Raw genomic sequence first — 23,816 nt, 5'->3', positions numbered from 1 at the left:
GCTGATCTTGAGATTGGGTGGCGCTATTGTGCGCCGCCCCTGTAAAAATCTCAACGCTTCGGATTTTCAAGCTGGCAGTTGTTCAGCACAATGCGGTCGCGTTTGTAAACCGTAGCGCTGTCGCCTTTTGACCAGAACACATAGATACCGTCAGAATAACGTGCCCCGGAGGCCGAGATCCCCTGTTTAAGGGTCAGCAGCTTATTGTCGTAAACGAAGCTGGCTTCCTGACGTGGGTTATTCAACTTCACGGTCAGCGGTTTTTCATCGCAGCGATACTCCAGCGTATCGGTCTGCATGCGCTCAAGGAACTGGTTATAGACGCTGCACCCTGACAGCAATAAAGGCGCGACAATAAGAAGAACTTTTTTCATGGCGTATTCCGAAGACTTTCCTGGTCCTGGAGGGCATGACCGCCCTCCTGTTTTACTCCATTCTAACGACGAGACGACGCGCTGAATTTCAGTTAACTCTGATTATGACGCGGATTTGCCGGGAAAATCGCCCCGAGGACGCTGGCCTCGCGTGCGCCGGTTACCGACGGCAAATTGCCCGGTAGCCCGGCGATGGTGCGCCAGGCAAGCCAGGCGAAAGCCAGCGCTTCCATATCATCACCGCTGATGCCAGCCTCGTCCGTCGTCGTCACTTCTGTACCCGGCAGCAGCCCGGCAAGGCGCGCCATCACCAACGGGTTTCGGCTTCCGCCGCCGCACACCAGCAGGCGTTCGCAGCCGCCGCTGAGCAGCACTTGCTCAGAGATAGACACGGCCGTTAATTCGGCAAGCGTCGCCTGAATATCCTGCGGGGCCAGTGCCGGGAACAGCGCCAGCTGGCGCTCAAGCCAGCCAAAGTTGAAGTATTCACGCCCCGTGCTTTTCGGCGCCGGCAAGGCAAAATATGGGTCGCTGAGCATAGACTGCAGCAGCGGGAGGATCACTTTACCCTCGCTCGCCCACTCGGCGTTTTTATCATACGGTTGACCGCACTGCCGCCAGATCCAGGCATCCATTAGCATATTCCCGGGGCCGGTATCGTAGCCGCGAACGGGCTGCCCCGGAATAAGCATCGAGAGGTTAGCAATCCCGCCAATGTTGAGCACCATGCGACGCTCTGAAGGATGCGCCAACAGCGCCTGATGGAAAGCAGGCACCAGCGGTGCGCCCTGCCCGCCAAGGGCAATATCGCGACGACGGAAATCCCCGACGACCGTCACGCCCGTCTTTGCCACTATCTGGTTATTATCGCCGATTTGCAACGTATGCGGCGCCTCGCCAACCGGCTCATGCCAGACGGTTTGTCCATGGCACCCGATGGCGACCACATCCTGAGGTCGAAGATGTTCTTTTTGCATTAACGCCTGCACCGCATCCGCAAACAGCGCCCCCAGGCGAACATCAAGTTGACCAAGCTGGGAGAGAGTCAGCTGCTGCCCCTGACAGATACTCAGAATATCCTCTTTCAGCGAAATGGGGATTGGCCAGGTCAGGCTCGCCTGCTGTGCTACCATATGTTCGTCAATGGCGGCCAGAACGACATCTACCCCATCCAGACTGGTGCCTGACATCACACCAATGTAGCGACCCGATTTCATGCGCTTTCCTTACGTTGCGTGGGCTAAGGATATCCACTCAACCATAAACGACGCTGCTTTGCCATCCGACGATAATATTTTTTAACAATGTCATGCCGGTAACGCGAGCGGATCCTGTTTATGTCTCGTTAAGTCAAATTCAAGTACAATTTTCTTATTGTTAGTGCAAAGATATGAACTATGGCCCTTTATGCCATATAATTTAGCCATAACGGATGCCTCCAAATGGGCGTTTTTGGTGAACAGGAGATTCAAATGATTGTACGTGTACTGGGCGTTTCGCTGATTGGTTTAACCCTGGCTGGCTGTGTGAACGACAGCTCACTGTCTGGCGACGTTTACAGCGCTTCTGAAGCTAAACAGGTTCAGAGCGTGACTTACGGTACCGTTGTTAACGCCCGTCCTGTACAAATTCAGGGTGGTGATGAAAACAACGTCATGGGCGCAATCGGTGGTGCTGTTCTGGGTGGTTTCCTGGGTAACACCGTTGGCGGTGGCACAGGCCGCTCTCTGGCAACCGCAGCGGGCGCCGTTGCCGGTGGCGTGGCAGGCCAGGGCGTCCAGGGTGCGATGAACAAAACGCAGGGCGTAGAGCTGGAAATTCGTAAAGACGACGGCAGCACCATTATGGTTGTTCAGAAACAGGGCAATACCCGCTTCTCAGCAGGTCAGCGCGTTGTGCTGGCAAGCAACGGAAGCCAGGTTACCGTGTCCCCACGTTAATTAAAAATGGATGTGGCCGTCGGGCCACATCCATTTACAATATATATCACTTGAACGAATATATTTACAAAATTCATTCACCCCGCCAATAATTAACCTCACCGTATATTGTTTCTGCGCAAAGTATTTATTGCATTAATTGATTAGACTCTTCGCAATTACCTCTTCATAAATTATTTCTCATTTTGTAAAAATTTATATGCTTGCGAATAGTCTTTGTCTAAAAGGTCGTTATATCTCGTTCTGTTTCGGGTGCCTTGTCGTTATCGGAATACTACAAGCTCTCTTTTCAAAACTGGTTGAATGGGTACCATCCTTCTCGCCTCTTGTGTTCCCTACGCTCACCATTTTTTTACTCGTGTTTCACCTGTTTATTGCCTGTTTTATGGCTATGAAATACTGGTGCGATAAGAGGCGGCTCTATCTGATTGCGATCGCCTTTGCCTTTGCCGGTTCGGCACTGCTGATGGTCGGAACGCTGTCCAGCTTTCCAGCGTGGCTTGACCTCTATCAGTTTAACGTCGTTAACTACAACGATGCGATGATCTACTATATGTTCCGCCATCTCTTAATGGCTGTGCTGATGATCGCTTCGGCATTACTCTATCCCACACGGAATCAGTCCCTTTCCCGTGCGGCCCATATCACCATCGTCAGCGGTATATTTCTGTTTACCGCCTGTGGCATACTGTTAGCCTGGATATATTCCAGCCATTCTGCGTTTTTATCCATCGACCTGGTTGATAATGAAACGCGACAGTTTATGGTTCTGTGGAGCCACTGCATCAATATTTCATTAATTGTTCTCTGGGTTGTAACATTAGCAAGCCTGATGTTTATTACGCGGGTGCGTAATCTGTTCTGGGTGGGCGGTAATTTTCTGTGCGTGTGCTATATCGTTACGCTCGTAATGCTGTTAGTGGGCGGACATGCTGAAGATATATCGTGGTATCGCGCCCGGCTATTTGAAACCGTCGCTACGCTGATGATTATTTTTGTTCTGCTTTACGACGTTTTCATGCTGTACCGTGATTCCCATTTAAAATATCAGCAGTCGTATCAGAATTCGATTCGCGATCCGCTCACGCGCCTTTATAACCGCAGCTATTTTTATGAATCGTTAAACCAGGCGCTGGAAATCGCGAAATCCAGCCGGCCCGTTTCGGTTATCGTCAGCGATCTCGATCGCTTCAAGCGCATCAACGATAACTATGGTCACCTTCAGGGAGACAAAGTCCTGCAGTTTGTCGCCAATCTGCTGATGGATTCCGTGCGCCCGCAGGACATCGCGGCGCGAATCGGTGGCGAAGAATTTGTCCTGATGCTGGCAAACACCTCCTCTGAGGCAGCATGTCAGGTGGCGGAACGTATACGGTTAAAGCTAAGCAGCTTTGATAAAGCCAGCAGCGGGGGACAGTTACCGGAGCCGATTACCATCAGCATGGGGGTATTCACGGCGACCTCATCATCCATAACCGCTGAAACGTGCGTTGAAAGTGCCGACAAGGCGATGTATGAAGCGAAAGAGACCGGCCGTAATCGGGTGGTCGTCTTTACGTAATAAAAAGGCCTTGCTGCTGCAAGGCCTGGTGTTTGTCAGTCGCGAGACTGCAGCTCATGGATGTTTTGCTCAAGGCGTGCAATCAGGCTGATGAGCATTTCCAGCTCCGCCGGTGAAACCCCTGAAAGGATTTCACCGCGCGTTTTGGTAATTACGGCTTCCATTTCAGTGATGATAGGAGCCGCTTTCTCGGTCAGCTTAATCCGCTTGGCGCGACGATCGCTGGCGCAGGTTTGTCGGGAGATCAGTCCCTTCTCTTCCAGCTGGTCAAGCGTGCGCACCAGCGACGGTTGCTCAATGCCTATCGCTTTAGCCAGTTGAATTTGCGACTGGTCGGGCGGCAGCTGATGAATGTTGTGCAACGTGACCCAATGCGTCTGTGTCAGTTCCAGAGGTTTCAGGCGATGGTCAATCAGAGCACGCCAGACGCGTACCAACCTTGCCAGATCAGAACCTAATGGCGATTCCAATTTCATCTCCTTATAATTAGCTTGCTAAGTTATTATACTGATTTTAGAATAGTGTGCAGCATTTGTATTGGCAAAACAAATGCAATACTGCATTCATCTAACTCAAAAGTATGACTTACACTGAATCGTGATGCTTCTTCATACTCAGACAAGCCAACGCGGCATTCTGTTCACTGCAAAGGATCTCTGCTCGTGACCTTTTTTCATCGCTCAGAGGGTTTACCCCTCCAGGACCTGATCTTCGGTGCGTCAGTCTACTTTCCCCCTCTGTTTAAAGCCGTGCTGGTGGGCTTTATTCTTTGGCTCATCGCGCATCGCCTGCTTCGCGACTGGATGTACTCCGGCGAAATCTGGCATCCCATGCTGATGGATCTCTCCCTGTTTGCCCTCTCCGTGTGCCTGGGCCTTGCTGTTCTGATCGTGTGGTGAATATGCCTCTGAAAACGCTGAAGTACTTTTCCACCCTGTTTGTCCTGGTCCTCGCCCTGGTCGCTGGCTGGTGGTTGTGGAATTTCTATATGCAGTCCCCCTGGACCCGCGACGGTAAAATTCGCGCTGAGCAGGTCAGCATCACCCCGCAGGTGTCAGGAAGCATTACGTCGCTGCTGATTAAGGATAACCAGTACGTTAAAAAGGGAGAGGTGTTATTCCGCATCGACGACACCCCGTACCATATTGCGATTTTGAACGCCCAGGCACAGCTGGCGAAAGCCCAGTCCGATCTGGCAAAGGCCAACAACGAGGCCAACCGCCGCCGTCATCTGTCGAAAAACTACATCTCTGCGGAAGATTTGGATACCGCCAACATCAACGTTAAGGCGATGCAGGCGAGCGTTAACGCGGCAGAGGCGACGCTGAAGCAAGCGCAGTGGGAACTGACTCAAACCGTGATTACCGCCCCCGTCGACGGATGGGTGACCAACCTCTCCGCCCGCGTGGGGAATTATGCCACCACCGGCCAGCCGATTTTTGCCCTCGTCGACAGCCACTCCTTCTACGTAGTGGGCTATTTCGAAGAGACCAAGCTTCGGCACATCCGTGAAGGCGCACCCGCCGCCATAACGCTTTACAGCGGCTCGCAGAAGTTACGGGGTCACGTATCCAGCATTGGCCGCGCCATTTACGATCAAAGCGTTGAAACCGATTCCGGGCTGGTGCCGGACATCAAACCGAATGTACCGTGGGTGCGCCTGGCTCAACGCGTGCCTGTGCGCGTGGAGTTTGACCATTTACCCGAGGACATCACGCTGGTATCCGGCACCACCTGCACTGTCTCCATCGGAACCCGTTAATGAAGCTGCAGGCGCTCTCCTGGCAAAACACGCCGTGGATGAAAGCGACGCGTCCCCAGTGGCGCTACGCGCTGCGTAACGGCATAGCCATGTGCCTGGCGCTGACCGTCGCCTATTACCTGAACCTGGACGAACCCTACTGGGCGATGACCTCCGCGGCGGTGGTGAGTTTCCCGACCGTTGGCGGAGTGATCAGCAAAAGCCTTGGCCGTATCGCAGGCAGCCTGCTGGGTGCCACCGCAGCGTTAATTATCGCGGGCCACACGCTGAACGATCCGTGGCTGTTCCTGCTGAGCATGGCGGCATGGCTGGGATGCTGTACATGGGCCTGCGCCCATTTCACCAATAATGTCGCCTACGCTTTTCAGCTGGCGGGCTATACGGCCGCCATTATCGCCTTCCCGGTCGTCAACGTGCTCGACACTACCGAGCTGTGGGATATCGCTCAGGCGCGCGTCTGCGAAGTGATTGTCGGGATCCTCTGCGGCGGATTTATGATGATGGTCCTGCCCAGCACCTCCGACGGGACCGCGCTTATCACAGCGCTGAAAACCATGCATACCCGGCTGCTGGAACACGCGAGCCTGCTGTGGCAACCGGATACCAGCGATGACATCCGCCTCGCGCATGAAAAGGTTATCGGGCAGATCCTGACCATGAATCTGTTGCGGATTCAGGCTTTCTGGAGCCATTACCGTTTTCGCCGTCAGAACACCCTGCTTAACTATTTGCTGCACCAGCAGCTGCGCATGACCAGCGCCATCTCCAGCCTGCGCCGGATGCTGCTCAACTGGTCAACGCCGCCGGAAAACACGCGCGCCGTGATCGAAACGCTGCTCGCGGCGCTTGCCCGCCCGGATGCAGATATCTACACCGTTGCGAAGATCATTGCCCCGCTCGCTCCGGTGGATGAATATGATTACCGCCATCGCGCCTTCTGGCAGCGTCTGAATTATTTTTGCCGTCTATACCTGCGCAGCAGCCGCTGGATTAAGGCGGTAGAGAATGCCACCCCGGTCACTGAGTTCACCGTTCCCGGCAGCCCGGCTCTCGCGCGGCACACCGATTATCTGGAAGCGCTGTGGAGCGGTTTTCGCACCTTCTGCGCGCTGATGCTGGTGGGGGCATGGAGCATCACCACGCAGTGGGAGTCCGGTTCGGCGGCCCTGACGCTGGCCGCCATCAGCTGCGTGCTATATTCCGTCGCGGCCTCGCCGTTTAACTCCCTTACGCTGCTGCTGCGAACGCTGGTGTTGCTGTCACTGTTCAGTTTTGTGGTGAAATTTGGCCTGATGGTGCAGATAAGCGATCTCTGGCAGTTTCTGCTGTTCCTGTTTCCGCTGTTAACTACCATGCAGCTACTTAAGCTGCAAATGCCGAAACTGGCGGGCCTCTGGGGACAGCTGATTGTCTTTATGGGCTCGTTTATCTCCGTGACGAATCCGCCGGTTTACGATTACGCCGACTTTCTCAATGACAACCTGGCGAAGATCCTGGGCGTGGGGCTGGCGTGGCTGGCCTTCGCGGTGTTGCGTCCCGGCTCTGACGCGCGCAAAAGCCGCAGGCATATTCGGGAGTTGCGCAGAGGGTTTGTCGACCAACTCAGCCGCAAACCGCATCTGCGTGAAAGCGAGTATGAATCGCTGGTGTATCACCACGTCAGCCAGTTAAATAACAGCCAGGACGCGCTTTCCCGCCGCTGGCTGCTGCGCTGGGGCGTGGTGCTGTTGAACTGTTCACATGTAGTCTGGCAGCTTCGCGCGTGGGAAACGCGTTCCGATCCGCTGTCGCAGGTGCGTGACGTTTGCATTTCCCTGCTGCGCGATGTCATGAGCGAGCGCGGGGTTCAGCAGCGTCCGCTGGAGGCCACGCTTGCTGAACTGCAGCGCATCTGCGATACCCTTGCACGGCATCACCTGACCGCAGCCCGCGATTTGGCCTCGATTATCTGGCGCCTGCACTGCTCGCTGTCGCAGCTCGAGCAGGCGCCACCGCCGGGCACGATTGGAGATCAGATTACGCCGCAGGCATAGCGTGCCCCACCGCCGCCAAGCGGTTTAGGCTGATCGGACATGTTATCCCCGCCCACATGGATCATCAGCGCTTTGCCTTTGACCTCATCCAGCTTTTTAAGCCGCGGGGCCACGACCGGATCCGTGGCTTTACCGTCATTGTTTACCACCAGCACCGGCAAGTCGCCCAGGTGCCCCATTCCGTCAGGCCCTTCATGTTTACCTGAGTTCTGCGGGTCGAGGTGGCCCCCTGCTGCTTCCGCCGCCGACGGTTTACCCTCTTTCATGGCTGGCTGACAGCTCCCTTTGGCATGAACGTGAAAGCCGTGTTCGCCCGGCGGGAGTGCTTTAAGGTCGGGTGCGAATTCCAGCCCTTTATCGGTCTCAGTGATTTTCACCGTCCCGATTGACTGACCCACCCCCTGTGAGGTGACGAGATTCATTTCTACTTCGTCGCTGGCTGCCTGCGCCCCTGCGCAAACAACCAGCGCGACCATTGCCAGAGCAAAACGCTTCATAATGACCTCCGCGGGTTATTTTTTGCCCCTTAAGTGTATACCAGGGGCACAGATTTCACCGGAAAGTCACCATCTGGCGGTTTATGGCACGTCGTAACCCAGCGCGGCCTTGCGGATGCGGAACCACTGCTGGCGGGTCATTTGCAGCTCTTCGGCGGCCAGAGCGGAACGGACGCGTTCAATTTTTCCGGAGCCAATAATCGGCAGCGGTTTTGACGGGAGACGCAGGATCCAGGCATAAACCACCTGTTCGATACTCTCCGCGTTCAGCTCGCGGGCGATGGTTTCCAGCTCATTGCGCAGCGGCTGGAACGCCTCGTCATTAAACAGGCGTCCACCGCCCAGGCAGGACCAGGCCATCGGGCGAATGCGCAGCTGCTGCAGCTGATCGAGCGTACCGTCCAGCAGCAGCGGCTGGTGTACCGGGGAGATTTCAACCTGGTTAGTGGCCAGGGTAAACGGCAGACGAGACTGAAGCAGCGCAAACTGGGCCGGGGTAAAGTTGGAGACGCCGAAGTGTCGCACTTTCCCGCTCTGATGCAGGCTCAGGAAGGCTTCCGCCACCTCATCGGCATCCATCAACGGGTCAGGACGGTGAATCAGCAGCAGGTCGATACGATCGGTTGCCAGATTGACCAGAGACTGCTCGGCGCTCTTGATGATATGGGCGCTGTCGGTGATGTAGTGACCGAGGGCATGTTCAGGTTTTGCCGTGGTGGCAATCCCACATTTTGTGACGATCTCCATGCGATCGCGCAGCGCCGGAACCAGCTTGAGCGCCTCGCCAAAGGCGGCCTCGCACTGATAGCCTCCGTAAATATCCGCATGATCGACCGTGGTGATGCCTAAATCGAGGTGCTCTTCAATAAAACTTGCCAGCTGGAGGGGGGACATATTCCAGTCCATCAGGCGCCAGTAGCCCATCACAAAACGGGAGAATTCTGGCCCCTGGGGGGCAAGGGTAATTCGCTGAACCATAACATTTTCCTCAAGGACGTGATGTCATGAGTATACGCAATTACCGCATTAAAACAGTGAAGGTTGCTGGGGTTCTTCGGCCTCGCTGGCTTTGTTTGCGCGGATTTTGCGCAGAAGTCGCTGCCGGCAGAGGCGGAGCACCTCCTGCTTTTGCGTGTCGCTGAAGTTTTGCCAGTTAAAACGCTCGTCACGGGTACGCATGCACCCGCGGCAATAACCGCGCTCATCTACCTGACAAATCCCCCGGCACGGGCTCTGGATGGGGAAAAACTCCAGTTGCTCTGCCACACTCACCTCCGGTTAACCACTCTCACCTACAGTGAAGACGCTAACAGCGCCGCGTGCAAGGGCTTTACCACAGTTTTATGGCATTAAGGTTTCACTAATCTTCACTCTCTATACTCGCCACATCAATACAATGACAGGTTTTGCGATCGATGTGGTTAAGTAAAAAGTTACAGTGTAACGACATTAAATTCACTCTGGGCTGTGCACTCTTCTTTACGCTGCTAAACGGGCTGTTTATCCAGCGCAGCTGGGCCATTATTGCCCCTGCTCATCTACACGACATTCTCTTTGCCGCGTCCGTACCGGTGGTGCTGTTTTGTGGCTGGGTGATTGTTTTTAGCCTGCTCAATATTCCGTATATCCGCAAGCCGCTGCTGATCGTCTTAACCGTCGGGTGCGCTGCGGCAACTTATTTTATGTTTACCTACGGCGCGGTCATCGATCAAAACATGATTGTGAACGTGTTCGAAACTAACTCCCAGGAAGCCACCGCCCTGGTGACCCCGCAGATGATTCTGTGGATTGTCATAGCCGGTCTTGTTCCATCCCTGGTGCTGGCGCTGACCCGTATTCGTACCGGAAAATGGTGGTACGCCCTGCTGACGCGCGTTGCTGCGATGCTCGGTGCCCTGCTGGTGATTATTCTAATCGCCGCCGTGTTTTATAAAGATTACGCATCGCTGTTCCGCAATAATAAAAGCATCGTCAAAATGGTCACCCCGGCGAACTACGTCAGCGCCGTGGTGAAATACAGCAAAATGCGCTGGTTTGCCGGTGATCAAACGCTGGTGCGGATTGGCGAAGATGCGCACAAAGGCGCGCTGATTTCGGGTCAGCATAAGAAAACCGTTCTGGTGCTGGTCATCGGCGAAGCGTCGCGCGCGGCGAACTACTCCCTGAATGGCTACGGGCGTGAAACCAACCCCGAACTGAAAAAGCAGGATGTGATCAACTTCCCCCAGGCCTCGTCGTGCGGCACTGAAACCGCCGTATCCGTTCCCTGCATGTTCTCCGGTATGACGCGCAGCAAATACGATGCCGACCTGGCGCACCATCAGGAAGGGCTGCTCGACGTGCTCAAGCATGCGGGTTTCAACCTCCTGTGGCGCGACAACGACGGTGGCTGTAAAGGCGCGTGCGATCGTATTCCCCATACCGACATGACGCAGTGGAAGCTGGATCAGTTCTGCAAAGACCAATCCTGTATTGATGACGTGAACTTCTACCGCCTGGACAACGTGCTGGACGGTCTGAAGCAGGACACGGTGCTGGTTATCCACCTGATGGGCAGCCATGGCCCGGCGTACTATCGCCGTTACCCGGATAACTTCCGTAAATTCACCCCCACCTGCGATACCAATGAGATTCAGGATTGCGATCATCAGGCGCTGATGAACACCTATGACAATACCATTCTGTATACCGACAGCATGGTCAGCAAAACCATTGACGCGCTGAAAGCCCGTCAGGCGAACATGAACACCGCGCTGATTTATCTCTCCGATCACGGTGAATCACTGGGTGAAAGCGGTATTTATCTGCACGGCACGCCGTACATGCTGGCGCCGGAGCAGCAGACGCACATTCCGTTTATGTTCTGGCTGTCCCCGGACTATGCAAAAAACTTTGGCATCAACGAGCAGTGTTTACGCGACCACGCAGCAAAAAATGCGGTTTCGCAGGACAATTTGTTCTCGACGGTGCTGGGCATGATGGACGTTAAATCAAGCGTTTATCAGCAACAGCTGGACATTCTGAACGCGTGTCGCCAGTAACAGAGCTTGCATTAGACCGAACGGTCTATTAGAGTGAATCCATGAGCAGAAATACTGAACACGATACCCGCGAACATCTCCTGGCGACCGGCGAGCGGCTGTGCATGCACCGCGGCTTTACCGGTATGGGGCTGAGCGAGCTATTAAAAACCGCTGAGGTACCGAAAGGGTCGTTCTATCACTACTTCCGGTCCAAAGAGGCCTTTGGCGTGGCGATGCTGGAGCGGCACTATGCTGCCTACCACCAGCGCCTCGCGACCCACTTCGCCACAGGGAAAGGTAACTATCGGGATCGTGTTCTGAACTACTATCAGGAAACGCTGAACCAGTTTTGTCAGCAGGGCATTATCAGCGGATGCCTGACGGTTAAACTCTCTGCCGAAGTGTGCGATCTCTCAGAAGATATGCGCACGGCGATGGATAAAGGCGCCAGCGGCGTTATCGCCCTTCTGGCACAGGCGCTGGCGAAGGGGCGCGAAGAAAATACGCTCGCCTTCCCCGGCGATCCCTTAACGCAGGCTCAGGTGCTCTACTCTCTCTGGTTAGGGGCCAACCTGCAGGCTAAAATTTCTCGCAGTGCCGTGCCGCTCGAAAGCGCGCTGGCGCATGTGAAAAGTACGATTACTGCGCCTGGCGCTTAGCAGGCGTTTTTATTTCCATTATTACTAGTCGACTGGTCTACTCAGGAGTCTTTATGTCAGCTGAAAAATTATTTACCCCTTTAAAAGTGGGTGCCGTCACCGCGCCAAACCGCGTGTTTATGGCTCCGCTTACCCGTCTGCGCAGCATTGAGCCGGGTGACATCCCAACCCCACTGATGGGTGAATACTATCGTCAGCGCGCCAGCTCTGGCCTGATTATCACCGAAGCCACGCAGATTTCTGCTCAGGCCAAGGGATATGCGGGTGCACCGGGGCTGCACAGCCCGGAGCAGATCGCCGCATGGCAGAAAATCACCGCGGGTGTTCACGCTGAAGAGGGTCGCATTGCGGTCCAGCTGTGGCATACCGGTCGTATCTCCCACAGCAGCATTCAGCCTGGCGGTCAGGCACCGGTTTCAGCCTCTGCCCTGAATGCGAATACCCGTACCTCGCTGCGCGATGAAAACGGCAACGCGATCCGCGTCGATACCTCTACGCCACGCGCGCTGGAGCTGGACGAGATCCCGGGTATCGTGAACGATTTCCGCCAGGCCGTAGCCAACGCCCGTGAAGCCGGTTTTGACCTGGTTGAGCTGCACTCCGCGCACGGTTACCTGCTGCACCAGTTCCTGTCACCGTCGTCTAACCATCGCACCGACCAGTACGGCGGCAGTGTCGAAAACCGCGCTCGCCTGGTGCTGGAAGTGGTTGACGCCGTCTGCCAGGAGTGGAGCCCGGAACGTATCGGGATCCGCGTCTCCCCAATCGGTTCTTTCCAGAACGTCGACAACGGTCCGAACGAAGAAGCCGATGCCCTGTACCTGATCGAAGAACTGGCTAAACGTGGCATCGCTTATCTGCACATGTCCGAGCCGGACTGGGCTGGCGGCAAGCCTTACACAGAAGCCTTCCGTCAGAAAGTGCGCGAGCGCTTCCACGGGGTGATCATCGGTGCGGGTGCTTATACCCCAGAGAAAGCCGAAGACCTGATTAATAAAGGGCTGATCGACGCCGTGGCATTTGGCCGCGACTATATTGCCAACCCGGATCTGGTAGCCCGTCTGCAGCAGAAAGCGGCCCTGAACCCGCAGCGTCCTGAGAGCTTCTACGGCGGCGGCGCAGAAGGCTACACCGACTATCCTTCTCTGTAATCTCGCCATTGTTCATTGATAGCGGCGACACTTCGCCGCTATACTAAAACATCGTTTCTGTTCAAAAAAATAGTCTATTCCATTGGTTAATGAGGAAATTATGCGCCTACTTCACACCATGCTGCGCGTTGGCGACCTGCAACGTTCGATCGATTTCTACACTAACGTCCTGGGCATGAAGCTGCTGCGCACCAGCGAAAACCCGGAATACAAATACTCGCTGGCGTTCGTGGGTTACGGCCCGGAAACGGATGAAGCAGTCATCGAGCTGACCTACAACTGGGGCGTGGACAGCTATGAGCTGGGTACCGCCTATGGCCATATCGCGCTGGAAGTGGACAACGCGGCCGAAGCGTGCGAACGCATTCGCAAAAATGGCGGTAACGTCACGCGCGAAGCGGGCCCGGTAAAAGGTGGCACCACCGTGATTGCGTTTGTCGAAGATCCGGACGGTTACAAGATCGAGCTGATTGAAGCCAAAGACGCGGGCCGCGGCCTGGGCAACTGATCCCTCAGGGCGCAATATGCGCCCGTAGTTTTACTGCATCCCCCCGCAAAATTTGCCATAATGCGCTCTGCTTTTTCCCTGGTAAGAGACCCTGATGTCCGATAACGCTCAATTTAGCGGTCTGTGCGACCGTTTTCGTGGTTTTTATCCCGTTGTCATTGATGTAGAAACAGCCGGATTTAACGCTAAAACCGATGCGCTGCTTGAAATTGCCGCCATCACGCTGAAGATGGATGAACAGGGCTGGCTTACACCGGACACCACGCTGCATTTCCACGTTGAACCTTTCGAAGGGGCAAACTTACAGCCGGAGGCGCTGGCGTTTAACGGTATCGATCCGCATAACCCGCTGCGCGGAGCAGTCAGCGAATATGATGCGCTGCACGCCATTTTTAAAATGGTGCGTAAAGGCATGAAAGAGAGCAACTGCAGCCGCGCCATCATGGTGGCCCATAACGCCACCTTCGATCACAGCTTTACCATGGCTGCAGCCGAGCGCGCGTCGCTCAAGCGCAACCCTTTCCACCCGTTCGTGACCTTCGACACCGCCGCGCTGAGCGGCCTGGCGCTGGGACAAACGGTGTTATCAAAGGCCTGCATTACGGCGGGTATACCGTTTGACGGCACTCAGGCACACTCCGCCTTATACGACACGGAGCGCACCGCAGAGCTGTTCTGTGAGATCGTCAACCGCTGGAAGCGTCTGGGCGGTTGGCCGCTGCCGATGGGCGACAGTGAAGAATAAAAAAAAGCGACCTTATCAGGTCGCTTTTTTATTAACGCAGAAAATTACTCAGCGTCTGGCTCTTCGGTTTTGTACTTCGCCGCCGTCTCTTTGATCAGCTGCTGCAGTTCGCCGCGCTGGTACATCTCAATCAGGATATCGCAGCCGCCAACCAGTTCGCCGTCAACCCACAGCTGCGGGAAAGTCGGCCAGTTAGCGTATTTTGGCAGCTCTGCGCGGATGTCCGGGTTCTGCAGGATATCAACGTAAGCAAAACGCTCACCACAGGCTGACAGCGCCTGAACCGCTTGCGCGGAAAAGCCGCAGCTTGGCAGCTTCGGAGAACCTTTCATATACAGCAGAATCGGGTTTTCAGCGATCTGGCGCTGGATTTTTTCAATAGTGGTGCTCATGTCTTGCTTCCTTTAACTTCTGTTACGGCAATAGTCTGACATTGTAGCGGGTCAGGCTGGCATCGGAAAATAACATTTTCGTCACGTTTATATATTTTACCGCGACTCTACAAAAGTTGCATTGCAAATGGTGTTTACCCCTGCGACCGTCAGGGTTTTGCTCAGGGAGTGAACAATTGTGCGGCAGAACGATGATTTTTTTTGCACTTGCTAACGAAACAGGTTTTTAGATTGAAAAATGCTATTAACTTCTCGGGTTTTTATGGATTAGAATCGACGGGCTTTGTAAATCACACGCGGGTATTATTGATGACCTGCATATATCAGGGGACTGCCCAGTGGCGCGGATAACTAAAATCTCGATCACGCTCTGTGCTTTACTGTTTACTTCACTCACTTTCACGCCAGCGGCAAACGCCTCTCAGCAGGCGCGGCAATCTGCTGTACAAAAAAGCCATCTGGTAAAAGCCACAGAACGTAAGAAAAAAACCACCACGAAGAACGTCAAGAAAAAAACCACCGCTCAGACTAAACAGACCGCTTCCAGCAAGACGAAAACAAAATCTTCCCGCACTACCCGCACCGCCAAAAATAAAGCTTCGCTGACTGCCGCTAACCTCGTTACAGAAAAATGCATTACCCGTAAAGGGCATAAAGCAAAATGCACGAAGGTGACGAAACTGGCGGATGTGCATAAAGTGCGTGTGCAAAAAGCGCAAAAAACCGCGATGAATAAGCTGATGGGACAGATTGGCAAACCTTATCGCTGGGGCGGCAGCTCGCCGCGCACCGGTTTCGACTGCAGCGGCCTCGTCTATTACGCCTATAAAGATCTGGTTAAATTCCGTATTCCGCGTACCGCCAACGAGATGTATCACCTGCGCGATGCGTCACCGGTTAACCGCGGGGAGCTGGAAAACGGCGATTTGGTCTTCTTCCGTACCCAGGGTCGCGGCACGGCTGACCACGTCGGCGTCTACGTCGGCAACGGGAAATTCATCCAGTCACCGCGCAGCGGCCAGGATATTCAGATCACCTCGCTCAGTGAAGACTACTGGATGCGCCACTACGTCGGCGCGCGTCGCGTGATGACGCCAAAAACCATTCGCTAATCCCTGCCCTGCCACATCCGTGGCAGGGTAAGTTCCTCTTTTGCATACCCTTTCAATTTGCTATCCTGTCCCTGTTGTCTGTGTGGTTATTGGCAACGCAAAATACAATAAGGAGAGAAGCAATGTCGTTCGAATTACCTGCACTACCGTATGCAAAAGACGCCCTGGCACCGCACATTTCAGCGGAAACCCTGGAATATCATTACGGCAAACATCACCAGACGTACGTCACCAACCTGAACAACCTGATCAAGGGCACCGATTTCGAAGGCAAAACGCTGGAAGAGATCGTTCGCAGCTCGGAGGGTGGCGTTTTTAACAACGCGGCTCAGGTGTGGAACCACACCTTCTACTGGCACTGCCTGGCACCCAATGCCGGTGGCGAACCTGCCGGTGAGCTGGCGGCCGCGATTAACGCCGCTTTTGGCAGCTTCGCCGAGTTTAAGACGAAGTTTACCGATGCAGCCATCAAGAACTTCGGTTCTGGCTGGACGTGGCTGGTAAAAGAGGCGGATGGCAAACTGGCTATCGTGTCCACGTCTAACGCGGGCACCCCGCTGACCACCAGCGCTACGCCGCTGATGACCGTGGACGTGTGGGAACACGCTTACTACATTGATTACCGCAACGCGCGCCCGAACTACCTGGAACACTTCTGGGCGCTGGTTAACTGGGAATTTGTCGCGAAGAATTTCGCCGCGTAAAAGACACGCAGAAGGGTTCGCCCTTCTGCGTTTTTGCTTATTCCGCCGTGCAAACGGCTTCAGGCTGTTTACGGCCGGACATCATTACCAGCAGCAGGCCGAGCGCTGCAATAATGGCCCCCATCACCGGCACAAAACTGTACCCCAGACCACCTGAAATCACGGCACCTCCGGCAGCTGCGCCCAGCGCATTGCCGAGATTGAACGCCCCGATATTCACGGAAGACGAGAGGCCCGGCGCCTCATGGGCGACACGCATCACGCGCATCTGCAGCGGCGGCACCACGGCAAAGGTTGCGGCCCCCCAGACGACCATCGCAATCGCCGCTCCGAACTCATTACGCGCCAGCCACGGGATAGCAACCATAATGACAATCAGCAGGGTTAAGAAGCCTTTCAGCGTCCCGCTCACGGAACGGTCAGCAAATTTCCCGCCGAGATAGTTGCCGATCGAGAAGCCGACGCCAATCAGCACCAGCATCGCGGTAACGAAAAGAGGCGTTGCGTGGGTGATATCGTGCAGCACCGGTGAAATATAGGTGTAGAGGGTAAACATCGCCCCTGCCCCCAGCACCGTGGTGAGCAGCGCGGAGAGCACCTGCGGGCGCATCAGCACCGCCAGCTCTTTACGCACTTCCGGACGTTCTCCTGCTCTTCCTTTCGGCAGAGAGAAGAACAACGCCACCATTGCGACCACGCCCAGCCCGGCCGTCGCCAGGAAGGACATACGCCAGCCGATCGCTTCCCCCAGCCAGGTTGCCGCCGGCACCCCGCCAATGTTGGCAATCGTCAGCCCCATAAACATGGTCGCTACAGCGCTTGCCTGCTTGTGTTTTGGCACTACGCTTGCGGCCACGACCGAGCCCAGCCCAAAGAACGCGCCGTGGTTCAGGCTGGTCAGAATGCGCGACAGCATCAGGGTGGTGTAGTCCGGCGAAATGGCCGAAAGCACGTTGCCCAGAGTGAAAATCGCCATCAGGAAAATCAGCGCATTGCGGCGCGCCCGGTGAGAAAGCAGAAGCGTCATCAGCGGCGCCCCCACCATCACGCCGATGGCGTAGGCGCTGATTAACATGCCTGCCGCAGGGATCGAGACGTCTACGCCCCGGGCAATAACAGGCAGTAACCCCATCGGGGAGAATTCAGTGGTGCCAATCCCAAAAGCGCCAATCGCCAGGGCCAGCAGGGGAAAATTGATTTTCATGCGTCAACTCCGGATGCCGTGTCATGTGGTGACACAGAACAAAGAAGCGGAAAGCATGACATCAATCACAAAAAATGAGAAGTTAACAAAATGGCAAAAGATTTTTGCCAGAGAAGTAACAATCGCGGCGATGGGGAGGGAGAAGGCTCTCCCTCCGCGTAAATCAGTGCAGCGCAGCCGTCAGACCGGCCGCGACAATCAGAGCCAGCACAACAACGGTGGTGAACAGCGAAAACTTCAGATCGGAACTCATCAATTTTTCTCCTTTTAATCCCCCCACGAAAAGTGAGCTTGCTCATTTTTGCACAGATTCCGTCAAAAATCTTCCTGGATTTATACTGATAACCACTTTACCTCTTCCCCTTTTCATCAAGATAGGCCAAAATTCCACGCTAAATTTATTAGCGTACCGGCCATTGACCCCCTCCTGACGTCCCGTGTCGTTTTCCTGGCGTGCCGCAATCCAAAATTGCGTGATAAGGGTGAGAGAAGGCAAACGTTTACCTTCAAGTTTTTCAGGAGCTTAGGATATGGTCTGGAGTGACATTTAATGGCAACAATTAAAGACGTAGCAAAACGCGCAAACGTTTCCACTACAACCGTATCACATGTAATTAACAAAACCCGCTTCGTGGCGGAAGAGACGCGCAACGCGGTCTGGGCAGCGATCAAAGAGCTGCACTATTCGCCAAGCGCGGTTGCGCGCAGCCTCAAGGTCAATCACACCAAGTCCATTGGATTACTGGCGACCAGCAGTGAAGCGGCCTATTTTGCCGAGATCATTGAAGCGGTGGAGAAAAACTGCTTCCAGAAAGGCTATACCCTGATTCTCGGCAACGCATGGAACAGCATTGAAAAACAGCGCGCCTACCTGTCGATGATGGCGCAAAAGCGCGTGGATGGCCTGCTGGTAATGTGTTCCGAGTACCCGGAATCCGTGCTGTCGATGCTGGAAGAGTATCGCCATATTCCGATGGTGGTGATGGACTGGGGCGAAGCGCGCGCGGATTTCACCGATTCGGTTATCGATAACGCCTTTGAGGGCGGCTATATGGCCGGCCGTTATCTGATTGAGCGCGGCCATCGCGAGATTGGCGTGATCCCGGGTCCGCTGGAGCGCAACACCGGCGCGGGCCGTCTGGCCGGCTTTATGAAAGCGATGGAAGAAGCGCTGATTACCGTGCCGGAAAATTGGATCGTGCAGGGCGACTTTGAGCCGGAATCAGGCTACCGCGCGATGCAGCAGATCGTCTCCCAGCCGCACCGCCCGACCGCCGTCTTCTGCGGGGGGGACATCATGGCGATGGGCGCCCTCTGTGCGGCCGATGAGCTGGGTCTGCGCGTCCCGCAGGACATCTCCGTGATCGGGTATGACAACGTGCGCAACGCGCGCTTCTTCACGCCAGCGTTGACCACCATTCACCAGCCGAAAGATTCGCTGGGTGAAACCGCCTTCAATATGCTGCTGGACAGGATCGTCAACAAACGTGAAGAGTCGCAGTCCATTGAAGTTCACCCTCGCCTTATCGAACGCCGTTCCGTTGCGGATGGCCCGTTCCGCGACTACCGTCGTTAATCTCATTGCGGAGCCAGTCAGGCTGGCTCCCTCAGCCACTCCCGGTTAAGCGTTTCGCTGTCCCCCAGATAATCCAGAAGCCAGGCCATCGCCGGCGAAACATCATTTTGTTGCCAGGTGAGGCAGCAGGCCGCATCCGGGAACGGATTCTCCAGGGCCAGCTCAACCCACTCACCGGTGTCGATTCGCGGTCGCGCAAAATGAACGGGTACCATCGCGACGCAGAGCCCGGCGCTGAGGCACGTCGCCGACGATTCCCAGTCAGGGGCCACCACCCGCCGCTGGTTGTCCAAAAGCCAGGTGATACGCTTGGGCAGCGAGCGGGAGGTATCCTCCAGCACCAGCGACGGCCAGCCGCGCAGCGTATCATCGCTCAGCGGCCCTCCCATCTTCGCCAGCGGATGATCGCTTGCCACCACGCATTTCCAGCTCAGCATACCCATATCGCGAAAGGCGTAACGCCCCCCGACCGGGATCGCCTGCGTGGCCCCAATGGCCATCTCTGCCCTGCCGTCCGCCAGCGCATCCCAGACGCCGTTGAACACCTCCTGCGAAACCCACAGTTCGACGTCAGAAAAATGACGGTAGAAATCGACAATCATCTGCCGGGTGCGCTCGGGCTTAACGATGTTATCCACCGCAATGGAAAGGTGTCCCCGCCAGCCGTTCGCGATCTGCTGGCACTGCTCGCGGGTGATCTGCATTTTTTTGATAACAGAACGCCCTTCCTTCAAAAACCACGCCCCTGCAGGCGTTAATTCCACATCACGATGCCGCCGTTCAAACAGCGGTACCGCCAGCCACTCCTCAAGCTGACGTACGGTATAGCTGATAGCCGAAGGGACGCGATGTAGCTCCTGCGCCGCCCCGCTAAAGCTGCCGTTACGCGCGACAGCATCGACCACTTCAAGAGAATAATCTGACCACATTTTCTGCCTGCAAAAAATTTGAATGCACCCGCCAAATATTAGCGTTTCACAAGCGGCTTTGCACTCCCTACACTCAGCGCCAACGTATACCTGCCTCCTCAGGAGAATAAAACAGTGCAACCCAGGAAAGGTTTTTTAGTCTGGCTCGGCGGCTTAAGCGTGCTGGGCTTTTTGGCCACCGATATGTACCTGCCGGCTTTCGCCGCCATGCAGGAAGATTTGCAAACCCCTGCTGCCGCCATCAGCGCCAGCCTGAGCCTGTTCCTTGCCGGTTTTGCCTTCGCGCAGCTGCTCTGGGGACCGCTTTCGGATCGCTTTGGCCGTAAACCGGTACTGCTGCTGGGTCTGGCCATTTTTGCCGTGGGCTGTCTGGGGATGCTATGGGTGCGCGATGCCACCTGGCTGCTGGCACTGCGGTTTGTTCAGGCGGTCGGCGTCTGTGCCGCTGCCGTGACCTGGCAGGCGCTTGTCACCGACTACTACCCGGCAAACCGCACCAACCGTATTTTCGCCACCATTATGCCGCTGGTAGGGCTTTCACCTGCCCTTGCTCCGCTGCTGGGTAGTTGGATCCTCGCGCACTTTGACTGGCAGGCCATCTTTGCCACGCTGTTTGCCATCACGCTGGTGCTGATGCTGCCGGCATTCGCCCTCAAGCCCGCGCATAAAAAAGAGGTGCACGCAGACGCGAAGCCGATCACCTTCACTTCCTTGCTCAGCACCAAAGCGTATCGCGGCAACGTTCTGATCTATGCCGCCTGCTCGGCAAGCTTCTTCGCGTGGCTCACCGGTTCGCCGTTCATTCTGCACGATATGGGCTACAGCCCGGCAGCCATCGGCCTGAGCTATGTTCCACAGACTATCGCGTTCCTGGTGGGCGGGTATGGCTGCCGCGCGGCGCTGCAAAAGTGGGAAGGTCAGCAGATGCTGCCATGGCTGCTGGTGCTGTATGCGCTGAGCGTCATCGGGACCTGGGCCGTTGGCTTTATTCCGGGTGCCGGTCTGGCCGAAATTTTGATTCCATTCTGCGTGATGGCCGTCGCGAACGGGGCGATCTACCCTATTGTTGTGGCGCAGGCGCTGCGTCCGTTCCCGCAGGCGACAGGCCGCGCGGCCGCGCTGCAGAACACCCTGCAACTGGAGCTGTGCTTCCTGGCAAGTCTGGTAGTCTCAGCGCTGATTGCCACGCCGCTGCTGACGACAACCAGCGTAATGCTGGCTACCGTTGCGCTGGCCGTCATAGGCTATCGCATGCAGGCTGCCGCGCAGGATGAGAGTACCCAGGTTGAAACCTCGCACGCCTGATCGCACCAGGAACTATGTTAATTTTCAGTGATTAGGTTGCTAAGAATTTTCTATTGAATCACCAAATTTTGAGGCCTATACTAAATTTGGTTCGATTAAATACGATAAATATTAAGTGTTAACGGGAGCCGGAGTGCTCCCGTTTTACCATGGAAGGCATTTCGGCAAGGGTTATCTCCCTTCCTCTGTTCTACGTCGGATACTAGCCTCGCGGTATTTACCGTGAGATTTCTCACAAACCAAAAAAAGCGTCTACGCTGTTTTAAGGTTCTGATCACAGTAGGGTGATGGAGAAGCTATGAGTTCATCGTGTATAGAAGAAGTCAGCGTTCCGGACGATAACTGGTCCCGGATCGTCAGTGAACTGTTAGGTCGGGCAGGCATCACTATCAATGGATCATCGCCATCCGATCCTCAGGTTAAACATCCCGATTTTTATAAACGCGTGTTGCGGGAGGGATCGTTAGGTCTGGGAGAAAGCTATATGGACGGCTGGTGGGAGTGCGAACGGCTGGATACCTTTTTCGCCAGCGTGCTGCGTGCCGGTCTGGAAAAACAGCTCCCTCGCAATCTGAAAGACACCCTGCGTGTCGCCTCTGCCCGCCTGTTTAATCTGCAAAGTAAAAAACGTGCGTGGATCGTCGGCAAAGAGCATTACGATCTCGGCAACGATCTGTTCAGCCGCATGCTGGACCCCTTCATGCAATACTCCTGCGCCTACTGGAAAGAGGCGTCGACGCTTGAAGAGGCTCAACAGGCCAAACTGCGCCTGATTAGCGAGAAATTGCAGCTACAGCCCGGCATGCGCGTGCTGGATATCGGCTGCGGCTGGGGCGGGCTGGCGTATTTTATGGCGAAGCACTACGGCGTCAGCGTGGTCGGCGTGACGATCTCAGCGGAACAGCAAAAAATGGCGCGAGAGCGCTGTCAGGATCTTGATGTGGATATCCGGCTGCAGGACTACCGTGACCTGAACGAGCAGTTCGACCGGATCGTTTCCGTCGGCATGTTCGAGCACGTGGGGCCAAAAAACTACGACACCTATTTTGAGGTGGTGGACCGTAATCTGAAACCGGACGGCATCTTCCTGCTGCATACCATCGGCTCGAAGCGGACCGACAATAACGTCGACCCGTGGATCAACAAATACATCTTTCCGAATGGCTGTTTACCGTCCGTTCGCCAGATTGCCAACGCCAGCGAATCCCATTTCGTGATGGAAGACTGGCATAACTTCGGCGCGGATTACGACACCACGTTAATGGCCTGGCATGCGCGTTTTCAGGAAGCCTGGCCTGAAATTGCGGACAACTATTCTGAACGATTCAAGCGGATGTTTAGCTATTATCTGAATGCCTGCGCGGGGGCGTTTCGCGCGCGCGATATTCAGCTCTGGCAGGTTGTTTTCAGCCGAGGGATTGAACACGGCTTGCGGGTCGCACGCTAGAAAAATACCCCCGGCTTGCCGGGGGTATTTTTTATTCTTCTTCTGCGGTCTTTATTATTGCGGCTTCTTTGGCGGCCAGCACGCGCTCAACGGTATCGACAACCGCCTGGGTTTGCGGATCGATTTCGATATTCACGCGATGCCCCAGTTTTTTCGAACCCAGCGTGGTGCGCTGCAGCGTTTCAGGAATTAAATGCACGCAAAAACGGGTTGGCGTCACTTCTCCCACCGTCAGACTAATCCCATCAATGCCAATAAACCCTTTATAGAGGATGTATTTCATTAATGAAGGATCCTGCATTTTAAACCAGATTTGTCGGTTATTTTCCGAGGTCACGATTTTCGCCACTTCGGCGGTGGTCATGATATGCCCGGACATCAGGTGGCCGCCAATCTCATCGCTGAACTTCGCCGCCCGCTCAACGTTGACGGTGTCCCCCACCACCAGCTCGCCCAGGTTGGTAATACGCAGCGTCTCTTTCATTAAATCAAAGCTGATCTGGTTGCCATTAATTTCGGTGACGGTCAGGCAGCAGCCGTTATGGGCAACCGAGGCGCCGGTTTCGATGCCATCAAGCATATATTCCGGCAGCTCTACAACATGCGTACGAAAATTAGGTTTTTCATCAATGGACACCACTTTGGCGGTGCCCTGCACAATACCAGTAAACATGCTTACAACTCCTGTTTTTTCCGGACGGTGGTAACACCGTTTAATCCCACCACAATAACAGTTGGAAAAACAGGTTGCCAGCGGAGCGCATTTTCTGGCGATTTTTTCACTAGATAAATAGCTAAAGCCCGCTACAATAGCTGGCACCCCCCTGCATTTTCTTCTTGCTGCCAGTTACGGCGGCTTTTTTGTCTCTCATATAACTACAAAATAAAGGTGTT

26 protein-coding genes are annotated in these 23,816 nt (G+C 55.1%); 15 read left to right on the top strand and 11 right to left on the bottom strand.

What is annotated here, in order from left to right; all coding sequences use genetic code 11:
* Window positions 1–50: 50 nt before the first annotated feature.
* Together mliC and anmK are read right to left on the bottom strand one after the other, a co-directional pair.
* The gene (gene mliC / locus V1603_RS13285; RefSeq protein WP_116340370.1) at window positions 51–374 is read right to left on the bottom strand and encodes a C-type lysozyme inhibitor; all 324 of its coding nucleotides are present in this window, start codon (window positions 372–374) and stop codon (window positions 51–53) included.
* Window positions 375–466: 92 nt separating this feature from the next.
* Entirely contained in the window at window positions 467–1,591 is a 1,125-nt protein-coding gene (gene anmK, locus V1603_RS13280; RefSeq protein ID WP_192981520.1) for an anhydro-N-acetylmuramic acid kinase, read from the bottom strand.
* Between the two features lie 255 nt (window positions 1,592–1,846).
* On the opposite strand from anmK, the gene slyB reads away from it, so the two are divergent.
* Entirely contained in the window at window positions 1,847–2,314 is a 468-nt protein-coding gene (gene slyB, locus V1603_RS13275; RefSeq protein ID WP_028012906.1) for an outer membrane lipoprotein SlyB, read from the top strand.
* A 199-nt stretch (window positions 2,315–2,513) separates the two neighbouring features.
* Window positions 2,514–3,875: an MASE4 domain-containing protein gene (locus tag V1603_RS13270; protein ID WP_395312748.1), complete on the top strand. Its 1,362-nt coding sequence runs from the start codon at window positions 2,514–2,516 to the stop codon at window positions 3,873–3,875.
* Between the two features lie 35 nt (window positions 3,876–3,910).
* On the opposite strand, the gene slyA is transcribed toward V1603_RS13270, so the two are convergent.
* Entirely contained in the window at window positions 3,911–4,351 is a 441-nt protein-coding gene (gene slyA, locus V1603_RS13265; RefSeq protein WP_021241135.1) for a transcriptional regulator SlyA, read from the bottom strand.
* Between the two features lie 186 nt (window positions 4,352–4,537).
* On the opposite strand from slyA, the gene V1603_RS13260 reads away from it, so the two are divergent.
* Genes V1603_RS13260 through V1603_RS13250 form a run of 3 tightly spaced genes read left to right on the top strand, consistent with a single transcriptional unit; the run spans window position 4,538 to window position 7,670 of the window.
* The gene (locus V1603_RS13260; RefSeq protein ID WP_039266199.1) at window positions 4,538–4,774 is read left to right on the top strand and encodes a DUF1656 domain-containing protein; all 237 of its coding nucleotides are present in this window, start codon (window positions 4,538–4,540) and stop codon (window positions 4,772–4,774) included.
* 2 nt (window positions 4,775–4,776) lie between these two features.
* Window positions 4,777–5,637 (top strand): HlyD family secretion protein, encoded by an 861-nt coding sequence (locus V1603_RS13255; protein ID WP_116340377.1) that lies wholly within the window; start codon window positions 4,777–4,779, stop codon window positions 5,635–5,637.
* The gene (locus tag V1603_RS13250; protein WP_395312747.1) at window positions 5,637–7,670 is read left to right on the top strand and encodes an FUSC family protein; all 2,034 of its coding nucleotides are present in this window, start codon (window positions 5,637–5,639) and stop codon (window positions 7,668–7,670) included. The genes V1603_RS13255 and V1603_RS13250 overlap by 1 nt, the downstream gene beginning before the upstream one ends.
* On the opposite strand, the gene sodC is transcribed toward V1603_RS13250, so the two are convergent.
* The 3 genes from sodC to V1603_RS13235 form a co-directional block, all read right to left on the bottom strand.
* Window positions 7,649–8,167 carry a superoxide dismutase [Cu-Zn] SodC gene (gene sodC / locus V1603_RS13245; RefSeq protein ID WP_116340380.1) on the bottom strand — a complete coding sequence of 173 codons (519 nt, stop codon included), beginning with the start codon at window positions 8,165–8,167 and terminating at the stop codon, window positions 7,649–7,651. The two genes, V1603_RS13250 and sodC, sit on opposite strands and share 22 nt — an antisense overlap.
* A gap of 81 nt (window positions 8,168–8,248) precedes the next feature.
* Window positions 8,249–9,145, bottom strand: coding sequence for an aldo/keto reductase family oxidoreductase (locus V1603_RS13240; RefSeq protein ID WP_116340382.1), 897 nt, complete (start codon window positions 9,143–9,145; stop codon window positions 8,249–8,251).
* 48 nt (window positions 9,146–9,193) lie between these two features.
* Window positions 9,194–9,433 (bottom strand): DUF1289 domain-containing protein, encoded by a 240-nt coding sequence (locus tag V1603_RS13235; RefSeq protein ID WP_116340384.1) that lies wholly within the window; start codon window positions 9,431–9,433, stop codon window positions 9,194–9,196.
* A 149-nt stretch (window positions 9,434–9,582) separates the two neighbouring features.
* Between V1603_RS13235 and eptA the strand changes: the two genes are divergently transcribed.
* The 5 genes from eptA to rnt all read left to right on the top strand — a co-directional run bounded on the left by eptA (window position 9,583) and on the right by rnt (window position 14,253).
* A complete protein-coding gene (gene eptA / locus V1603_RS13230) occupies window positions 9,583–11,208 on the top strand; it encodes a phosphoethanolamine transferase EptA (RefSeq protein WP_163329032.1) in 1,626 nt (541 codons plus the stop codon).
* A 41-nt stretch (window positions 11,209–11,249) separates the two neighbouring features.
* Window positions 11,250–11,849, top strand: a complete 600-nt coding sequence (locus V1603_RS13225) for a TetR/AcrR family transcriptional regulator (protein ID WP_163329030.1) — start codon at window positions 11,250–11,252, stop codon at window positions 11,847–11,849.
* A gap of 53 nt (window positions 11,850–11,902) precedes the next feature.
* Window positions 11,903–13,000 (top strand): alkene reductase, encoded by a 1,098-nt coding sequence (locus V1603_RS13220; RefSeq protein WP_395312746.1) that lies wholly within the window; start codon window positions 11,903–11,905, stop codon window positions 12,998–13,000.
* Window positions 13,001–13,100: 100 nt separating this feature from the next.
* Complete coding sequence (gene gloA, locus V1603_RS13215) at window positions 13,101–13,508, top strand: lactoylglutathione lyase (protein ID WP_044596747.1); 408 nt, start codon at window positions 13,101–13,103, stop codon at window positions 13,506–13,508.
* Window positions 13,509–13,602: 94 nt separating this feature from the next.
* Window positions 13,603–14,253, top strand: a complete 651-nt coding sequence (gene rnt, locus V1603_RS13210; RefSeq protein ID WP_061098432.1) for a ribonuclease T — start codon at window positions 13,603–13,605, stop codon at window positions 14,251–14,253.
* Between the two features lie 44 nt (window positions 14,254–14,297).
* Here rnt and grxD read toward each other — a convergent pair whose 3' ends face one another.
* Window positions 14,298–14,645, bottom strand: coding sequence for a monothiol glutaredoxin 4 (gene grxD / locus V1603_RS13205; protein ID WP_003832760.1), 348 nt, complete (start codon window positions 14,643–14,645; stop codon window positions 14,298–14,300).
* Window positions 14,646–14,983: 338 nt separating this feature from the next.
* On the opposite strand from grxD, the gene V1603_RS13200 reads away from it, so the two are divergent.
* Together V1603_RS13200 and sodB are read left to right on the top strand one after the other, a co-directional pair.
* On the top strand, window positions 14,984–15,757 hold the full coding sequence (locus tag V1603_RS13200; RefSeq protein ID WP_116340392.1) for a C40 family peptidase: 774 nt from the start codon (window positions 14,984–14,986) through the stop codon (window positions 15,755–15,757).
* A 122-nt stretch (window positions 15,758–15,879) separates the two neighbouring features.
* Window positions 15,880–16,461 (top strand): superoxide dismutase [Fe], encoded by a 582-nt coding sequence (gene sodB, locus V1603_RS13195; protein ID WP_116340394.1) that lies wholly within the window; start codon window positions 15,880–15,882, stop codon window positions 16,459–16,461.
* 37 nt (window positions 16,462–16,498) lie between these two features.
* On the opposite strand, the gene V1603_RS13190 is transcribed toward sodB, so the two are convergent.
* A complete protein-coding gene (locus V1603_RS13190) occupies window positions 16,499–17,665 on the bottom strand; it encodes an MFS transporter (RefSeq protein WP_395312745.1) in 1,167 nt (388 codons plus the stop codon).
* Between the two features lie 163 nt (window positions 17,666–17,828).
* The gene (locus tag V1603_RS13185; RefSeq protein ID WP_008500596.1) at window positions 17,829–17,918 is read right to left on the bottom strand and encodes a YnhF family membrane protein; all 90 of its coding nucleotides are present in this window, start codon (window positions 17,916–17,918) and stop codon (window positions 17,829–17,831) included.
* A 297-nt stretch (window positions 17,919–18,215) separates the two neighbouring features.
* On the opposite strand from V1603_RS13185, the gene purR reads away from it, so the two are divergent.
* Window positions 18,216–19,241: an HTH-type transcriptional repressor PurR gene (gene purR / locus V1603_RS13180; RefSeq protein WP_008500597.1), complete on the top strand. Its 1,026-nt coding sequence runs from the start codon at window positions 18,216–18,218 to the stop codon at window positions 19,239–19,241.
* 17 nt (window positions 19,242–19,258) lie between these two features.
* On the opposite strand, the gene punR is transcribed toward purR, so the two are convergent.
* Window positions 19,259–20,170, bottom strand: coding sequence for a DNA-binding transcriptional activator PunR (punR, locus tag V1603_RS13175; RefSeq protein ID WP_395312744.1), 912 nt, complete (start codon window positions 20,168–20,170; stop codon window positions 19,259–19,261).
* Between the two features lie 114 nt (window positions 20,171–20,284).
* Between punR and punC the strand changes: the two genes are divergently transcribed.
* Together punC and cfa are read left to right on the top strand one after the other, a co-directional pair.
* A complete protein-coding gene (punC, locus tag V1603_RS13170; RefSeq protein WP_395312743.1) occupies window positions 20,285–21,475 on the top strand; it encodes a purine nucleoside transporter PunC in 1,191 nt (396 codons plus the stop codon).
* 298 nt (window positions 21,476–21,773) lie between these two features.
* Entirely contained in the window at window positions 21,774–22,922 is a 1,149-nt protein-coding gene (gene cfa / locus V1603_RS13165) for a cyclopropane fatty acyl phospholipid synthase (RefSeq protein ID WP_116340402.1), read from the top strand.
* A gap of 31 nt (window positions 22,923–22,953) precedes the next feature.
* Here the strand turns inward: cfa and V1603_RS13160 are convergent, their stop codons facing one another.
* Window positions 22,954–23,595, bottom strand: a complete 642-nt coding sequence (locus V1603_RS13160; RefSeq protein ID WP_116340404.1) for a riboflavin synthase subunit alpha — start codon at window positions 23,593–23,595, stop codon at window positions 22,954–22,956.
* Between the last annotated feature and the right edge of the window lie 221 nt (window positions 23,596–23,816).

It is taken from the genome of Enterobacter sp. ECC-219, assembly GCF_043966805.1.
GTDB classification, from domain to species: domain Bacteria; phylum Pseudomonadota; class Gammaproteobacteria; order Enterobacterales; family Enterobacteriaceae; genus Enterobacter; species Enterobacter cloacae_N.
This window is presented reverse-complemented; position numbering and strand designations above follow the sequence as displayed.

Coding starts and splice junctions, on each gene's coding strand:
- mliC (WP_116340370.1), bottom strand. CDS start 374: ATGAAAAAAGTTCTTCTTATTGTCGCGCCTTTATTGCTGTCAGGGTGC.
- slyA (WP_021241135.1), bottom strand. CDS start 4,351: ATGAAATTGGAATCGCCATTAGGTTCTGATCTGGCAAGGTTGGTACGC.
- punR (WP_395312744.1), bottom strand. CDS start 20,170: ATGTGGTCAGATTATTCTCTTGAAGTGGTCGATGCTGTCGCGCGTAAC.
- V1603_RS13240 (WP_116340382.1), bottom strand. CDS start 9,145: ATGGTTCAGCGAATTACCCTTGCCCCCCAGGGGCCAGAATTCTCCCGT.
- V1603_RS13250 (WP_395312747.1), top strand. CDS start 5,637: ATGAAGCTGCAGGCGCTCTCCTGGCAAAACACGCCGTGGATGAAAGCG.
- rnt (WP_061098432.1), top strand. CDS start 13,603: ATGTCCGATAACGCTCAATTTAGCGGTCTGTGCGACCGTTTTCGTGGT.
- gloA (WP_044596747.1), top strand. CDS start 13,101: ATGCGCCTACTTCACACCATGCTGCGCGTTGGCGACCTGCAACGTTCG.
- V1603_RS13185 (WP_008500596.1), bottom strand. CDS start 17,918: ATGAGTTCCGATCTGAAGTTTTCGCTGTTCACCACCGTTGTTGTGCTG.
- slyB (WP_028012906.1), top strand. CDS start 1,847: ATGATTGTACGTGTACTGGGCGTTTCGCTGATTGGTTTAACCCTGGCT.
- V1603_RS13190 (WP_395312745.1), bottom strand. CDS start 17,665: ATGAAAATCAATTTTCCCCTGCTGGCCCTGGCGATTGGCGCTTTTGGG.
- eptA (WP_163329032.1), top strand. CDS start 9,583: ATGTGGTTAAGTAAAAAGTTACAGTGTAACGACATTAAATTCACTCTG.
- grxD (WP_003832760.1), bottom strand. CDS start 14,645: ATGAGCACCACTATTGAAAAAATCCAGCGCCAGATCGCTGAAAACCCG.
- V1603_RS13160 (WP_116340404.1), bottom strand. CDS start 23,595: ATGTTTACTGGTATTGTGCAGGGCACCGCCAAAGTGGTGTCCATTGAT.
- sodC (WP_116340380.1), bottom strand. CDS start 8,167: ATGAAGCGTTTTGCTCTGGCAATGGTCGCGCTGGTTGTTTGCGCAGGG.
- V1603_RS13270 (WP_395312748.1), top strand. CDS start 2,514: ATGCTTGCGAATAGTCTTTGTCTAAAAGGTCGTTATATCTCGTTCTGT.
- cfa (WP_116340402.1), top strand. CDS start 21,774: ATGAGTTCATCGTGTATAGAAGAAGTCAGCGTTCCGGACGATAACTGG.
- sodB (WP_116340394.1), top strand. CDS start 15,880: ATGTCGTTCGAATTACCTGCACTACCGTATGCAAAAGACGCCCTGGCA.
- V1603_RS13220 (WP_395312746.1), top strand. CDS start 11,903: ATGTCAGCTGAAAAATTATTTACCCCTTTAAAAGTGGGTGCCGTCACC.
- anmK (WP_192981520.1), bottom strand. CDS start 1,591: ATGAAATCGGGTCGCTACATTGGTGTGATGTCAGGCACCAGTCTGGAT.
- V1603_RS13255 (WP_116340377.1), top strand. CDS start 4,777: ATGCCTCTGAAAACGCTGAAGTACTTTTCCACCCTGTTTGTCCTGGTC.
- purR (WP_008500597.1), top strand. CDS start 18,216: ATGGCAACAATTAAAGACGTAGCAAAACGCGCAAACGTTTCCACTACA.
- V1603_RS13225 (WP_163329030.1), top strand. CDS start 11,250: ATGAGCAGAAATACTGAACACGATACCCGCGAACATCTCCTGGCGACC.